This window comes from Sorangium sp. So ce836, from assembly GCF_028553905.1.
Lineage (GTDB): Bacteria > Myxococcota_A > Polyangia > Polyangiales > Polyangiaceae > Sorangium > Sorangium cellulosum_D.
This window is the reverse complement of record NZ_CP102233.1, coordinates 3,135,738-3,151,103: the sequence shown is the minus strand read 5'-3', so window position 1 is coordinate 3,151,103 and position 15,366 is coordinate 3,135,738. Positions and strand designations below refer to the sequence as shown.

The window sequence follows — 15,366 nt, the reverse complement described above, 5'->3', positions numbered from 1 at the left end:
GCTCAGCGCGGCGGGCGCGGGCTCACTTCACGAGCGGCGCCGGGACGGCGAGGCGGAGCGGCCCTCGGGGAGCGCCGCGCTCGAAGACCTCCCCGCGCCGATCGGCGACGCCGAGGCGCAGGAGGCCGTCGGCGCGCACGAGCGCGAAGGGGGCGCGCGGGACCGGCGCGTCGCGGGACGAGCCGCCGCGGCCCGCGTCGAACGGGACGACGAAGACCGCGACGTCCTCGGCGCCGGCGGGCGGCGCGCCGGGCGAGGCGGCGCCGGCGCAGCGCCCCGCGACCGAGGCGTTCCTCTCCTCGGTGGCGCAGCGGGCGAGCGCGCGGCGATCGGCGTCGGCGCCGCCCTGCGCGAGGTGGTCGGCGGCGGCGAGGCGGACGGCCTCGGCGGGATCGCGCGCGAGCAGGTCGCGGGCCGCGGCGCCGTCGCAGCGCGCCCGGGCGACGGTGAGGCCGGCGAGGGCGTTGGCGCGCACGTAGGGGCGCGCGTCGGCGAGCGCGCCGCAGAGCGCCGCGGCCGCGCGCGCGGGCTGGCCGGCGCGGCCCGCGGCGCGCCCGATCGCGCCCGCCGCGTTGCCCGCCACGGCGGCGTCGGGGTCCTTGAGGAGCGGCTGGAGCAGCGGCAGCGCGTCCGGGTTCCCCACGGCGCCGAGCGACCAGACCGCGTTGGCGCGGACGCCCGGATCCGGATCGCCCGCGAGCTTGCGGAGCGCGGCGGCGGCCTCCGGGTGCCCGGCGAGCGCCTCGGCGATCTTGCGGCGGTCGTCGATCGGCGCCGCCGAGGCCATCCGCGCGAGCGCGGCGCCGGCGGCGTCCCCGGGCATGCGGCCGAGCCCCTCCAGCAGCGCGTCGCGCGCGGCGTCCGGCGCGCTCGCGACGGCGGCCGCGACGTCATGGGCGAGGCCCGCGCTGCCGCCGTCCTTCGCGCCCTTCGCGTCGTCCGGGACGCGCGACAGCGCGCCCGAGAGGGCGATGCCGAGCGCGCCGCGGTCCTGCTCGGCGGCGACGGTGAGGCGCTGGAGCAGCGCGCGCGCGCTCCCCGGGCCGGCGACGCGGGAGAGCGCGATCGCGGCGCGGAGGCGCACGTCGGCCGACTCGTCGTCGAGCGCCGCGAGCAGCGCGGCGTCCACGGCGGCGCCGAGCTCGCCGGCGGCGCGCGCCGCGCCGAGCGCCTCGATCACGGCGAGGCGGAGCGGCGCGGAGCGGGCCTTCGCGAGCGGCAGCAGCACCCCCTGGGCGCGCGGCGAGCCGGTGCGGCCGAGGAGCTGGACGAGGGCGAGCTTCTCGTCGGGCGGGGTCGCCGGGTCGACCAGCAGGGCGCGCGCGGGGTCGACCGCGCGCCCGTCGGGCCGCGCGGGATCGAGCAGCGCGGTCGCGGCGCGGATCGCCTCGCGGCGGACCGAGGGATCGGCGTCGCCGAGCAGCTCGAGCACGCTGGGCAGCGCCGCGGGGTCGCCGAGCGCGCCGAGGGCGCGGAGCCCGTGCCGGAGCGGGACGACGCCGCGCTGCATCGCCCGGACGATGGCGGGCAGCCCTTCCCTGGCCTTGAGCTCGCCGAGCACGAGGGCGGCGCCCGCCGCGGTGTTGGCCGACGGCGCGGCCGCGAGCGCGGCGACGAGCGCGGGGACGGCGGTGCCCTTGCGAGCGGTCGCGCCGCCGGCGGGCGGGGGCGCGGGAGCGGGCGCCGCCGGAAGCGCGGGGGTCGCCGATCCCGCGGGCGCCGCCGGAAGCGCGGGGGTCGCCGATGCCGCGGGCGTCGCCGGCGGCGCGGGCGTCGCCGGCGGCGCGGGCGTCGCCGCCGCCGCGGGCGTCGCCGGCGGCCTCCCGGCGGTGACGAGCGCGTCGCGGACCGCGGACCGCGGCGCCGCGGGGTCGTCCTTCGCGAGCGCCGCGAGCAGCACCTTCACCGCCGCGTCCGAGCCGATGCGGCCGAGCGCCCGGAGCGCCGCCTCGCGCACGTCGTTGCTCGAGGTGCCGCTGTCGGTCGGGCGCGCTCCGAGGAACGCGCCCGTGGGCAGCGGCGACGCCGCGACGAGATCGGCGATCGCGGACGTCGCCTCGTCCGAGCGCAGCCGCCCGAGGGCGGTCACGGCCTCGACGCGGACGTCCTGGGACGCGTCCTGGAGCGCGAGGATGAGCGCGCTGACCGCGCGCGCGTCGCCGAGCTCTCCGAGCGCCCGCGCCGTGGACCGGCGGACCTCCGGGACCGAGTCCTGCACCTTGCCGATGAGCGGCACGACGGCGCGCGTGTCGCCGATCCGGCCGAGCGCGCGCGCGACCTCCGCGCGCACCTCCGGCGCGGTGTCGTCGAGGTGGCCGAGCAGCGGCGAGACGGCGTCCGGGAGCCCCGCCGCGCCCATGGCGGCGGCGGCGGCGAGGCGGACGTGCGGGTCGGGATCGCCGAGCACCCGGCCGAGGGCGACGACCGAGCGGTCGGTCGGCGCGGCGCGGATCACGTCGCAGGCCGCGAGCCGCAGGCGCGCGTCGCCCTCGCCGAGCCACTCGATCACGAGGTCTCCGGCGCGCGGCATCCGGAAGCGCACGGCCGCCCCGGCGAGGTGCAGCCGCACCTCGACGTCCGGGTCGCTCATGCCCTTCTGGATGAGCGCGATCGCCGTCTCCGGGGCGAGCTCGCCGACGCGGGTCGCGGCGAGTCGCCGCTCCGAGACGTCGCCCGACGTGAGCGCGCGCGCGATCTGCTCCGGCACGTTGGGCCAGAGGAACGCGGCGGCGTCCCCGGGCGGCGCGAGCGCGGCGGCCGAGGCGGCGACGACGAGCAGGACCTGCGGGAGCCGGCGCAGCGGCGAGACGGTACGGCGCACGACCCGAGCGTAGTACAGCGGGCGCGGCCGCGTCATGGCCGTTCCAGGCGGCCCGGTCGCCGCGGGGCGGGGGCGTCGGGCGGGCCGGATCGCCGGAGCTCCGGAGCGAGCGCGTCGCCGCGCCGGCCTCCGGGCGCTCCCGCAACCGTCCTCGGCGTGCAACAGTCGAGCGAGGTGCCCGACATGATTCCCTTTTCCGTTCTCGACCTGTCTCCCATCGTCCAGGGCGGAGACGCCTCCCAGGCGTTCCGCAACACGCTCGACCTCGCCCGCCACGCCGAGCGGCTCGGCTACCGTCGCTTCTGGCTGGCCGAGCACCACAACATGGGCGGCGTGGCCAGCGCCGCGACCGCGGTCGTGATCGCGCACGTGGCCGGCGGCACGTCGACGATCCGCGTCGGCGCGGGCGGGATCATGTTGCCGAACCACGCGCCGCTCGTGATCGCCGAGCAGTTCGGCACGCTGGCGTCGCTCTTTCCGGGGCGCATCGATCTGGGCCTCGGGCGGGCTCCCGGCACCGACCCGGTCACCGCCCGCGCGCTGAGGCGCAACCTCTCCGGCGACGTCGACAGCTTCCCCCAGGACGTCCTGGAGCTGATGGGTTACTTCCGCCCGGCGGAGCCTGGCCAGCAGGTGCAGGCCGTGCCCGGCGCCGGCCTCGACGTGCCGATCTGGATCCTGGGCTCCAGCCTGTTCGGCGCGCAGCTCGCCGCGGCGCTGGGGCTCCCGTACGCCTTCGCCTCGCACTTCGCGCCGGGCCACATGGCGCAGGCGATCGCGCTGTACCGCCGGGAGTTCCGCCCCTCGGCGCAGCTCGCGCAGCCCCACGTCATGCTGGGGATCAACGTGTTCGCCGCCGACACGGACGAGGAGGCTCGCCGGCTGTCGACCTCGCTGCAGCAGGCGTTCGTCAACCTGCGCCGCGGCCGGCCGGGGCCCCTGCCGCCGCCGGTCGACGGCTTCGAGCGCGAGCTGAGCCCGATGGAGCGCGCCGGCCTCGATCAGGCGCTGTCCTGCACGGTCGTGGGCTCGCCCGAGGCCGTGCGCCAGGGGCTGGCCGCGTTCATCGCCCGGACCCGCGCCGACGAGCTCATGGTGAGCTCGTCGATCTTCGATCATGCCGCGCGCGTGCGCTCGCTCGAGATCACGGCCGAGGCGCGCGACGAGCTCGCCCGGGCCGTGTGAAGCGCCTCGCCGGCGGCGCGGGCGCGCGCCCGGCTCGGCGCCTCACCCCGGGTCGATCCGGTAGATGCGCCCCGTGTTGAACATCACCACATAGATCTCCCCGGCGGCGTCCTCCCCGAACGAGGACGGGAGCCCGTTCGGGCTCAGCGCGGAGGTGAGCTCGACGCGATCGGTCGCGGCCTTGCCGTCCCACACGAAGGAGAAGAAGCGGCCTGTCACGTAATCGGCATACACGTACCGGCCGCGCAGACACGGGATCTTCGCCCCGCGATACACATAGCCGCCGATGATCGAGCCCGCCTCGCTGCGGGGGTGCTCCACCGCGGGCGGGAGCCCGCGCGGCTTGCACGTCGCGCCCGGAGGATAGCAATGGGCGCCCTCCATCGCCTCCCAACCGTAATCGTTCCTGCCCTGGCCAGGGCGCTCCACAAGGATCTCCTCCCAGCTCTTCTGGCCGACGTCGCCGATGTACAGATCCCCCGTGAGCCGGTCGAAGCTGAACCGCCACGGGTTCCGTAGCCCGTAATCCCAGACCATCGGATCGCCGCTGGTCATGTTGCCCGCCGGCGCCTTGGTCGGCTGATCGACGTCGATGCGGAGGATCTTGCCGAGCTTCGAGGTGAGATCGGCCGCCGGGCTCGGCGATCGCGCGGAGTCGCCGATCGCGGCGTACAGATAACCATCCTTGCCGAAGGCGAGCATGCCGCCGACGTGGTTCCAGGCGCCGTGCTTCACGTCGACGAGCGACCGGACCGGCTCGGGATGGGCGGTGTCGGCGCCCTGCGCCGCGCGCTTCCACTCCTCGATCACCACGTTGCCGCGCGGGGCGGACGAGTAGTGGAGCCAGAAGCGCCCGTTCTTCGCGTAATCCGGGTGGAAGGCGAGCCCGAGCAGGCCGCCCTCGGCGTTCGGCACCGGAAAGAACACGCGCGAGCGCACGTCGAGGAAGGGCGCCGGCTGGACCGCGCCGTCCTTGATGAGCCGGACGATCCCCGCCTTCTCGAGCACCACGAGGCGCGCCGGATCGCCGGGCGGCCCGGCGACGTACGTCGGCTGCTCGAGCCCGCTCGCGACGAGCGTGAGCTTCAGCGGCGGGACGCCGCCGCACTTCGCCGGGCGGGCGAGCTCCGCCGCGTTCGCCGGCGGCGGCGCGGGCGCGCCCTGCGCCGCGGGCGCGCCCTGCGCCGCGGGCGCGGCTTGCGCCGCGGCCGCGCCGTCCGCCGCGGCGGGCGCCGGACCAGGGGCCGCCGCGCCCACCTGCGCCGGCGGCGGGGACGCGTTCCCTGCCGCGGCCTGACCGGCGGCGACGCCCTCACGGGGCTCTTCGGGCGGCCCCGCGACCTGCACGCGCCGGTCGCAGGAGGCTACACTGCCCGCGAGCAGGAGGCACCAGGCGGTCCGATGGCACGCTCTCGTCAGCCAGATAGCGCGCCCCGCGCGCCGGGGGATCGATCTCTCGGGCAAGCCGGCACCTCCGCCTCCACCTTCATCATGAGCGGCCACCTCTGGCAAGCCGTGCTCGCATCGCTGCTGCTGGCGAGCTGCGGCGGCTGCGGCGCGCAGGAGACGCCCCGGGCCGATCGCGCCGCCGCGCCGGCCCCGCCCGCGCCGGCCCCGGTCGGCCCGCAGGCCGCGCGCGGCGCCGGAGCGGACGAGCGCCCCGCCGAGAGCGCGCCCGCGGCGCCCCGGGAGCCGCCTTGCAAGGACGGCGACACCGATCCTCCCGATCTCCGCTGTACCGGCCTGTACAGCGACTTCGGCACACGCGCGCTCGCGGCGGGCGTCCGCGAGTTCAAGCCGGCCTTCGAGCTCTGGAGCGACGGCGCCGAGAAGACGCGATGGATCTACCTCCCTCCGGGCTCGACCATCGATGTCTCCAGGATGAACGACTGGATCTTCCCCGTCGGCGCCAAGCTGTGGAAGGAGTTCCGGACGCCCGCCTCCGCCGGGGGCCGCCGGCTCGAGACGAGGCTCCTCTGGAAGACCGCGGAGGATCGCTGGACGCGCGCCACCTACGTATGGTCCGAGGACGGCTCGAGCGCGCTGCAGGTCAAGGCCGGTGTCCCCCACGTGCCCGGCGCGGACGATTATGCGATCCCGGCGCAGGTCGACTGCATCCGCTGCCATGCGGGCAAGACCGATAACCCGCTCGGCTTCGAGGCCGTCCAGCTCGCCGCGCGGGGCGCCGGCGGCCTGACGTACGCCGAGCTGGTCCAGCGCGGCCTGCTCTCGACGAGCTCCGGCAGCCCGCTGCCGAGCGCGGCCGCGCTCGAGGTGCCCGGGACCGAGACGGAGCGGCGCGCCCTCGGCCTGCTCCACGCGAACTGCGGCGTCTCGTGCCACCATCCGCTCGGCGTCGCGACGCACTTCGAGATGCGCCTCGACATCGACGCTGCCGGCCGGGTGGGCGACGTGCGCGGCACGCGCGCGTACCAGACGGCGATCAATCAGCCGGCGAAGCTGCGCCCGCCCGGCGCGCCGCCGGGGGCGCGCTATTACCGGCTGAGGCCCCGCGATCCGGATCGCAGCACCCTGCTGCGCGCCATGGCCCGGCGCGACGCGCCCGGCGCCCCGCCCGAGCAGATGCCGCCGCTCGCGACCCGCCGCGTCGACGAGGACGCCGTCGCCGCGGTCCGCGCCTGGATCGAGGCGATGACCCCCGCCGCCGGCTACCCGCCGGCCGCGCCCTGACGCCGCGCGCTGGAGGCGTCGGCGCCGACCCCGGGTGGCTGCCCGCAGCCGGAAGGCCTATCCTCCGGCCATGCCGCCCGCCGCGCTGAAGAAGGCGCCCGCCACGGTCGCCGACCTCCTCGCCATCCCGGAGCCGGAGCGGTTCCACGAGATCATCGGTGGCGACCTCGTGCGCAAGGCCATGCCGAGCCCGCGCCACGGCAGCTCCCAGGCGCGCCTCACCATCCGGCTCGGCGGCCCGTACGATCGTCGCCCCGGTGGGCCGTGGCCCGGCGGGTGGCGCTTCCTGACCGAGACCGAGGTCCAGTTCGAAAGCAGCGAGATCTACCGCCCGGATATCGCCGGCTGGCGCAGGGAGCGGCTGCCCGAGCTCCCCAGGGAAAGCCCCATCCTCGTGCGACCGGACTGGGTCTGCGAGATCCTCTCGCCCTCCAACGAGCGCAACGACGTCGTGAGGAAGATGCGCACCTACAAGCGCTCGGGCGTACCTCATTATTGGCTCATCGATCCGATCGCCGAGACGCTCATCGTTTATCGCTGGACGGAGGACGGTTATCTCCTGGTCCTGGACGCCCAGGGAGAGGAGCGCGTCCGCGCCGAGCCCTTCGAGGCCGTCGCGTTCTCGGTGCACGGCCTGCTCGACGGCGACGACGACGGCTGACGAGCACGGGCGAGCGTCCGGCCCGACCGCGCCGGAGCCCCTGCGCGCGCCGTCGCAAGCCGCCTCCGGCCGCCCGGCTGCCGCCGTCCGAGGCGCTGGCCCGCAGGGCGCGCCGGAAATCGGTGAAGGGAGCGCGCGGGAAACGCCCGCGCGCGCGCCGGGCCGTGGTGATCGCGGCCGCCGGGCCTCATGCTCCCGGCGGTCGCAGCGCCGCGCGGCCCCGGCAGGCGCCGGCGCGCCGCGCGCACGGCACCGGCGGACGCCCCGCCTCTGCCCGAGGAGCGCCCGCGACCGCGACCGGGGGGAGCACGTCACGTGAAGCAGCCGAAAGAGCTCAAGAAGGCAGAGGGCAAGCTCGCGGTCCTGCTGCCGGGACTGGGCGCCGTCGCCGCGACGACCATCGCGGGCACCCTGCTCGCGCGGCGCGGGCTCGCCCCGCCGATCGGGTCGCTCACGTCGCTGGGCACGATCCGGCTCGGCCGGCGCACCGACCACCGCGCGCCGAGGATCAAGGATTTCCTGCCGCTCGCGGCGCTCGATCAGCTGGAGTTCGGCGCGTGGGACATCTTCCCCGACGACGCCTACGAGTCGGCGCGGCACGCGGACGTGCTCGAGCGCCGCCACCTCGACGCCGTCCGCGGCGAGCTCGAGCGGATCCGGCCGATGCCCGCGGTGTTCTACCCGCAGTATGTGCGGCGGCTCCACGGCACCCACGTGAAGAAGGGCGCGAGCAAGGCCGAGATGGTGGAGCGGGTCCGGGAAGATCTCCGCTCCTTCCTGCGCGACAGCGGCGCCGCGCGCGCCGCGGCCGTCTGGTGCGGCTCGACCGAGGTGCACATCGCGCCCGCGGAGGTCCACCAGTCGACGGCGCGCTTCGAGGCGGGGCTCGCCGAGGACCACCCGGCCATCTCGAGCTCCCAGATCTACGCCTGGGCCTGCCTGAAGGAGCGCATCCCGTTCGCGAACGGCGCCCCGAACCTCACCGTCGACTTCCCGGCCGCGTGGGAGCTCGCGCGCAAGCAGGAGGTCCCGATCGCCGGCAAGGACTTCAAGACCGGCCAGACCCTGATGAAGACCGTGATCGCCCCGGCGCTCAAGGCGCGGATGCTCGGCGTCGCGGGGTGGTTCTCGACGAACATCCTCGGCAACCGCGACGGCGAGGTGCTCGACGACCCGGAGTCGTTCCGGTCGAAGGAGGTCTCGAAGCTCGGGGTGCTCGAGCACATCCTGAGGCCGGACGTCCATGGCGAGCTCTACGGCAAGCTCTTCCACAAGGTGCGGATCGAGTACTACCCCCTCGGGGCGACGCCAAGGAGGGCTGGGACAACATCGATCTCGTCGACTGGCTCGGCTACCCGATGCACCTGAAGATCAACTTCCTCTGCCGCGACTCGATCCTCGCCGCGCCGATCGTGCTCGACCTCGCGCTGCTCCTGGATCTCGCGCAGCGCGCCGGGCTGAGCGGCACGCAGGAGTGGCTGAGCTTCTACTGGAAGAGCCCGATGACCGCGCCGGCCCTGTACCCGGAGCACGACCTCTTCATCCAGTCGATGAAGCTCAAGAACACGATGCGCTGGCTCATGGGGGAGGACCTCATCACCCACCTGGGCAACGAGTATTACGACTGAAGGGAGGGCGCTCCTCCGGCCCGGCCGCGCGACGGCCGGGCCGGAGGAGCGCGAGCGCCTTTCGCCGCGCGGGCAGGCGTCGCGGCCGGCAAACCGCTCAATGGTTGGTGGCGCTGGCCGGAACCACCGCGGCGTCGGCGGGCTTGGGCTGCTCGACCAAGTCCAGGTTCACCTCCGCGACGCTACCGCCACGCACGTGGGCCGACGAGGCCCGCATGGTCGAGGAGACGAAGACCATGTAGGTGCCGTCCGGCAGATCCGTCGCCCGGTAGGTCCCGTCGCCGCCTGTCGTCAGATAATGCATGTCGAGCCCGCTGTCGGCCTGGTTGCAGACGACCTGGACCTGGAGCCCCCGGAGCGGCTCCCCGCCGGACGTGACGCGCCCACGGATCTCGCCCGACCCCTTCGCGAGCAGCGCGAGGTTCTGCTCGACGGTTTCACCGTCCTTCACGCCCACGTGGACGACGGTGCGCTGCGCCGTGTCGATCAGCTCCAGGCGCACCAGGACGGGCGGGAGCTGCTCGATGCGATATCGCCCCTCGGCGTCGGTCACCGTGTTCACGAAGCCGATGCTCCGGTGAGAGGCCATGAGCCTCACGCCGGCGGCCGGCTTGCCGTCGCTCCCGCGCACCACGCCGGCGATGCTGCCGCCCGCGGACATCACGAGATCGATCGGCGCCAGATCGTCGCACCCGGAGATCTGGACGCTCGCCGTCGACGTGGCATAGCCGCCGGCGTAGCCGCGGACCAGGATCTCGCCGGCAGGGACGTGCTCCAGCCGGAAGCGCCCGTCGAGATCGCTCTGCGCCTCGCTCGCGGCGTCCATCGACCCCTGGCTGGCCACGCCCGCGGAGTGGCGCGCCTCAGCGTCGAGGAACACCCCTGCCACCGGCGCGCCTCTCTCGTCACGAACCGTGCCCGTCAGCGCGCACCCGCTCGTGAGGGTCAGCTCGACGTCTCGGGTCTCGTCCGCCTTGGTGTGGACGAGCGAGGAGAACGCGGGGGCGTAGTCGGACGCCGTGACCCTGAGGATCACGGCCCATCCAGGGAGTTGATCGATGTGGAAGGCGCCGTCCGGCCCCTCGAAGCGCTTTGACGAGAGGGGCGCAAGCGCCGCCGTGCTGTCGGGAGACAGCGCGATGACATCCACGGTGAACCGCGTGATCGGCTCCTTACGCTCGTTGTAGACATGCCCCTTGACGACTCCGCTCCTCGGGAGAACGAGGGCGAGGTCATCACCGCTGTGCGCAATGGCCATCGTCGGTCCGTACCCCTCCTTGTTGCCGACGAGGTTGTACGTACCGTTCGGGACGCGGAGCTCGAAGCGCCCATCTCCGTCGGTCTGGACGGAGGACGCCGTGGTGGGGAAGTTGCCGGCGACCTCGAACGTCGTCGCGCTGACGGCAGCCCCGGCGAGCGGCGCGCCGGTCAGGTCGTAAACGGTCCCGGAGATCGACGGCGCCTCCGGGGCCGGCTCGGCGGGGTGCGCAGCACGGGCCCTCCACTGCGTTCGGTTGACGTAGCCCGACCTCTTCTGCGCGGCCGCTGGCTCGCGCCGCGCGGCGGTGGGCGCGTCGTGCTTCGGCCGGAAGAGCAGGAAGGCGGCGAGGGCGAGCGCCGCGACCGCGCACCAGAGCGGCCATCGCCGGGGAGTGTCATGACGCAAGGCAGGGGGTTGCATGAGAACGTCTCCATCGAGTCCTGGTGTGGGGGCTGCAGCGCTCGCAGCGATGTCGCAACCGAGAGGGAGCGAGGCGCTCCAAAGCGACTCCCGCTCCCTCTCGGGCGAGGCAACGGCGGACACGGGGAGGTGACCGCCGGCGCGTCGGGCAGGCCTCCGGCGCCGGCAACTGCCAGCCCGGGAAGCCCTCTTCTTTGAACATGGGCACGGCGAGCCGCGCCCGGCGTCACCTGATCAGCATGCCCTGCACGAACGGCATGGTGTTCATCAGGATCGTCCCGGTGAACGTCGGGTTCGCCGTCGCCGACTCGCCGAGGGCCATGAAGATGGCACTGAACGGGAAGCCGTTCTGGTCGAACCCGTTGCAGGCCGTGAGGCCATCGCCGGCGTACATGGTGGTGGTGATGTTCGCCGCCGGGCAGTTCGGGTTGGTCACCGTCCTCGTCTCCAGGGTCTGACAGAGAAGGCTGCCTGACACGGGGTTGACCGACGTCCAGATCATGTTGGACCGGCATGTCCCGTTGGGAGCGAGCAGGTTGATCGCGGGGCCCAAGCCCGCGGGGAGGAACTGTGCCGTACCGGCCGGTCTGCCTTCGATGACGATCTGACGGCCCGCCGTGGGCGCCACGGCCATGGCGCTGCCCGAGATCGACATGACGGCGAGCGATGCGAGGATCATGAGCTTCTTCATGTGGTAAACTCCTTATGTTTCATGCCAAGTGGAACGTTGCACACACCAATCCCGAGACAAGCTCGAGGCGATAGCCCCCCTGACGAGAGCGGCAGAGAAGCTCGCCCTTCGCTAGCCATGCGTCGCCTGAAGGCGCGCTGCGCGCCCCTGTCTTTCCGGCGGAGAGTTTGCGCGAACGTTACGGTACGCCTCGACTCCTGCCTCGAGCGCGCGATGCGCGGCGCTCTCCTGAAAGAGCTCAGCACAGCTGGGCTCCCTCCGAGAGCGTCCCGATTCGACGCAGCGCGCCTGTCGACTCAGACAGGATTTCCTCGAACCGGCTTGATTGACGGTACCGCATGATTTCTCACCAGGCAAGACCGGGAGAAAGAAACAACCTCTCAAAAATAACCAGCATTTACGCGGACGGCACGCCACGACCCGGGCGCTCATCGCTGCTGCCATCGAAGAGCACATTCCTAGAACTTCCGCAAAACGCGGCACGCGCTGTCCGCCCGGGGTCGCGAGCGCCACGGCCCGCGCGCTCATCGCAGCTGTAATCGAAGAGCACATTCCTAGAACTTCCGCAAAACGCGGCGTGGGTCGTCCGACCGAGGCCGCGACCGTTCGTCGGGAGCATGCCAATCCCGCTCATCGCCACACATCGAGCGACACGGAGCGCGCAAAGGCCCTCCAGCGCGGCCCGCTCCGGACGAAGGGCGCTCTGTCCGGCGCGGGGCCGGGCGCCCTGGTCGACCAGCGTCCGCGCGCTACGTGCTACGTGTGGCGGTGCCTGAGGGCAGCCGGGCCGCCCGGCTCCTGCTGCCGCGCCCGATCGGGGGAGTCGTCAGGGGGAGATCGGAGCGCGCCGGAGCGCAGGCCGGTGTGGGATGGCGGGCGGCGGCGCCGGCGCTCAGGGCGCGAAGGACACGTCGAGCGTGTACGGCCCGGCGTCGGCCTGGGACCAGAAGCCGTCGACGACGATGAACAGGGGGACGCCGCCGGTCACCTCGAGCGCGAGCGTCTCGATCGCGGGCGTGTCGCCGACGCCTAGCCCCTCGGCGTCCTCGCACGTGAGCTCGGAGCTCGCCCACAGGCAGCTCGACCTCACGGACAGGGTTTGATCGGTGACGGAGGACATCACGAGCGTGAGCGTGCCGTTCGCCGGGGGCGTGAACCGGTATACGTCCTCGCGCGTGTCCGGCATGGAGCAGTCGCCCCGGAGGGCGATCGTGCCGGTCCGCGTGTCGCCGGTGTTCACCCCGAGGATGGCCTCCCGCGCGCCCTCGCAGACCGAGGAGCAGTCGTCGGCGCAGGCGCCGAAGGCGTCGGGGTCGTCGCACTGCTCGGGCCGCGTGACAGCGCCGTCGCCGCAGATCGCCTGGGTGAACGTGGAGCGCAGCGTGTACGGGCCCTCCTCGCCCGGCGCATGCGCGTCGACGACGATGCTCACCGGCTCGCCGGGGCCCAGGGCGACGTCGATCGCCTCGGCGCCCCCGCCGGCGGCGGGCTCGGCGCACGCGAGCTCGGTGGTGGGGTCCTCGCACGCGCCGCGGGCGTAGAGCCCCTGGACGGTGTCCGACTCGAGCACGACCGAGAGCGTGCCGTACTGCTCCTCGGGCGGGACGAACAGGTACACGTCCTCGCGTCCGCCGCCCGTGCAGTCGGCCTTGAACGCGCTGGTGCCGAGCGAGGTGTCGCCCGAGACCTCCGGCGGCAGGGGCGGCGCGGCCGCGCAGGTCTCTGCGGCGATCGCGGCGCAGGGCTCGCCGCAATCGTCGTCGTCGCAATCGACGGCCGCGTCGCGGTCGTTGTCCTCGCCGTCGGCGCAGCTCGCCTCGTAGATCCGGCAAAGGCCGGTGAGCGTGTTGCACCTGCCGCGCGTCGGGCACTGCGCGTCCTCGGTGCACGCCGGCCGGCAGCTCAGCGTCCCGTCGGCGGCGGGGACGCAGGCATAGCCGGGGCGACAATCGCTCGAGGTGGCGCACGCCCCGTAGCAGAGGCGCCCGTTGCTGCCGGATTCGATGCAGACGCCATCGCCGGGGCAGGTGCCGCCGGTGTGCTCGCACGAGCTGATGCAGTAGCCGGCGGGCCATCCGTTGACGTCCTCCCGGTTGCAGAAGTTCCCCGCGCACATCGCGTCGTCGGTGCAGGCGGCGCCGTCGGGCCGGTCGAGATCTCCGCCGGAGCCGCCCTCGCCAGCGTCACCGCCCGCGCCGCCGCTCTCGCCGCCGGAGCCGCCCGTGCCGCCGATGCCGCCGCCGGAGCCGCCTGTGCCGCCGATGCCGCCGCCGGAGCCGCCTGTGCCGCCGATGCCGCCGCCGGAGCCGCCCGCGCCCCCGATGCCGCCGCCGGAGCCGCCTGTGCCGCCGATGCTGCCGCCGGAGCCGCCTGTGCCGCCGATGCCGCCGCCGGAGCCGCCTGTGCCGCCGATGCCGCCGCCGGAGCCGCCGGTATCGCCCTCCGAGCCACCGCTGCCGCCCGTGCCGCCTTCGCCGCCCGCGCCGCCTTCGCCGCCTTCGCCGCCTTCGCCGCCCGCGCCGCCACCGCCGCCCGTGCCGCTCCGTCCGCCATCACCGCCGGAGCCCCCGAGGCCTCCGGCACCACCGACGCTGCCCGCGCCGCCGTCGCCACCCCGGCCTCCGCCCCCCGCCGCGCCCGCGCCGCCCTCGCCGCCCGTTCCTGTGCTCGAGCTCGGGCTGCCGTCGTCATCGTCCCCGCACGCCGCGGCGCTCGCCGTCAGCCCCAGCATGAGGAGGCACGTCGTCCATCGTAATCTCATTCTGTCGCTCCAGGGAAAGGGGGACTCGCCCGTCGATGACGCGGCGTGACATCTCACCCGCGCGGCGCCATCTTCGGTGCAACCGCCTTTCGTGGGAAGCCCCCACACGCGCCGCTTTCCGGCTCCCTGATGCCGTCGAGACGCCGTCGCGCTCCCGCCGGAGCGCGCGCCCACCGCTCCTTCGCGGGAGCCCGTCTTCCCGTGTGCCGTGCAGGCATGCGCGCGTCGAGGGGTCGACTCGACCTCCTCTTCGCGCTGCGCGCGACGCGACGATGGCCGCGTCGCGGCGACGGGCGCGCCGGGTCGCCCGCCGGCGGCGGCGTCACTGCCAGCGCAGGTGCACGTCGACGACCGCGCCCGTCCGGGTCGCGGCGCCCTCCGAGAACGTGAACGCGGCGCGCTCGATCTCGCAGTTGCCGCGCCCGTCGCAGCGCCGGTCGCGCCCGTACGACAGCTCGATCGCGACGAGCCCGCGCGACGCGAGCGGCTCGAGCTCGCCGGCGCTCGAGGCGCGGTTCGCGTCGCGGTCGCTCCACAGCACGAGCCGCGACCACGCCTCGTCCCGCGCCGTGATGCGGCCGTCACCGTCGGAGTCGAGCTCGCGGAGCGCGGTGAACCCGTTGTCCGCGCGCGCCCCGCTCGCGAGCACCGTCGCCGAGCCGAATAGCTCCGCGCCGCCGTCGATCGCCCCATTGCCGTCCCGATCGAGCGCGAGCCACGGCGTCGCCGCGGTGGGCCAGTCGGTGGCGATCGTGGCCCCGAGCCCGCTCAGATCGAACGCGCCGTTCATCGCGGTCAGGTACTCGACCGGACGCTGATCGAACGAGAGCACGAGCGGCGTGCTGACGCTGCTCGACTGACACCCGGTCCAGGTCGGCACCCCCTCCACGTCCTCGCACAGCTCGTAGCCGCCCATCCCGTGGGCGGTGCAATTCCGGGACTCGCCGATCGTGCACGCCGCCTCGGCCTCCTCGCCTCCGGGCGTGTTCCCGCCGCCCCCTTCCCCCTCATCGGCCCCTGCGCCTTCGAGCGCGCTCTCCTCGCTCCCCTCCCCATCCGGGGAGATCACCTCTCCGGCACACCCGGCGCCGAACGACACCGCCGCGACGAGGAGCGAGAGGGAGAGGATTCCCATGGAGTCAAAGCGAATTCGTCTGGAGTTCGTGTCCATGGCACAGCTCCGGAGCAAGCCATGCGCCAGCCTCTCCGCGACTGCATACCTCGCTGATTTCCCGGCCATCGAAGGA

Annotated in this window: 9 protein-coding genes and 1 pseudogene; 4 read left to right on the top strand and 6 right to left on the bottom strand. The window is 74.3% G+C overall.

Going from position 1 to position 15,366, the window contains the following annotated elements:
• Window positions 1-22: 22 nt before the first annotated feature.
• Window positions 23-2,821 carry a HEAT repeat domain-containing protein gene (locus tag NQZ70_RS11455; protein WP_165373911.1) on the bottom strand — a complete coding sequence of 933 codons (2,799 nt, stop codon included), beginning with the start codon at window positions 2,819-2,821 and terminating at the stop codon, window positions 23-25.
• 183 nt (window positions 2,822-3,004) lie between these two features.
• Here NQZ70_RS11455 and NQZ70_RS11450 point away from each other — a divergent pair, with 183 nt between their 5' ends.
• A complete protein-coding gene (locus NQZ70_RS11450) occupies window positions 3,005-4,006 on the top strand; it encodes an LLM class flavin-dependent oxidoreductase (protein WP_129574253.1) in 1,002 nt (333 codons plus the stop codon).
• A gap of 42 nt (window positions 4,007-4,048) precedes the next feature.
• Here the strand turns inward: NQZ70_RS11450 and NQZ70_RS11445 are convergent, their stop codons facing one another.
• Window positions 4,049-5,470: a sorbosone dehydrogenase family protein gene (locus NQZ70_RS11445; RefSeq protein ID WP_237245232.1), complete on the bottom strand. Its 1,422-nt coding sequence runs from the start codon at window positions 5,468-5,470 to the stop codon at window positions 4,049-4,051.
• Between the two features lie 27 nt (window positions 5,471-5,497).
• Here NQZ70_RS11445 and NQZ70_RS11440 point away from each other — a divergent pair, with 27 nt between their 5' ends.
• The 3 genes and pseudogenes from NQZ70_RS11440 to NQZ70_RS11430 all read left to right on the top strand — a co-directional run bounded on the left by NQZ70_RS11440 (window position 5,498) and on the right by NQZ70_RS11430 (window position 8,986).
• Window positions 5,498-6,697 (top strand): hypothetical protein, encoded by a 1,200-nt coding sequence (locus NQZ70_RS11440; RefSeq protein ID WP_129574252.1) that lies wholly within the window; start codon window positions 5,498-5,500, stop codon window positions 6,695-6,697.
• Window positions 6,698-6,767: 70 nt separating this feature from the next.
• Complete coding sequence (locus NQZ70_RS11435) at window positions 6,768-7,358, top strand: Uma2 family endonuclease (protein WP_129574251.1); 591 nt, start codon at window positions 6,768-6,770, stop codon at window positions 7,356-7,358.
• A gap of 315 nt (window positions 7,359-7,673) precedes the next feature.
• Window positions 7,674-8,986: pseudogene (locus NQZ70_RS11430) on the top strand (inositol-3-phosphate synthase).
• Between the two features lie 97 nt (window positions 8,987-9,083).
• On the opposite strand, the gene NQZ70_RS11425 reads toward NQZ70_RS11430, so the two are convergent.
• The 4 genes from NQZ70_RS11425 to NQZ70_RS11410 all read right to left on the bottom strand — a co-directional run bounded on the left by NQZ70_RS11425 (window position 9,084) and on the right by NQZ70_RS11410 (window position 15,254).
• Complete coding sequence (locus tag NQZ70_RS11425) at window positions 9,084-10,667, bottom strand: carboxypeptidase-like regulatory domain-containing protein (RefSeq protein WP_129574250.1); 1,584 nt, start codon at window positions 10,665-10,667, stop codon at window positions 9,084-9,086.
• 226 nt (window positions 10,668-10,893) lie between these two features.
• Window positions 10,894-11,358, bottom strand: coding sequence for a hypothetical protein (locus NQZ70_RS11420; RefSeq protein ID WP_129574249.1), 465 nt, complete (start codon window positions 11,356-11,358; stop codon window positions 10,894-10,896).
• A gap of 892 nt (window positions 11,359-12,250) precedes the next feature.
• Window positions 12,251-14,119, bottom strand: a complete 1,869-nt coding sequence (locus tag NQZ70_RS11415) for a hypothetical protein (protein ID WP_207217800.1) — start codon at window positions 14,117-14,119, stop codon at window positions 12,251-12,253.
• A 322-nt stretch (window positions 14,120-14,441) separates the two neighbouring features.
• Complete coding sequence (locus NQZ70_RS11410) at window positions 14,442-15,254, bottom strand: calcium-binding protein (RefSeq protein WP_129574248.1); 813 nt, start codon at window positions 15,252-15,254, stop codon at window positions 14,442-14,444.
• Window positions 15,255-15,366 lie beyond the last annotated feature (112 nt).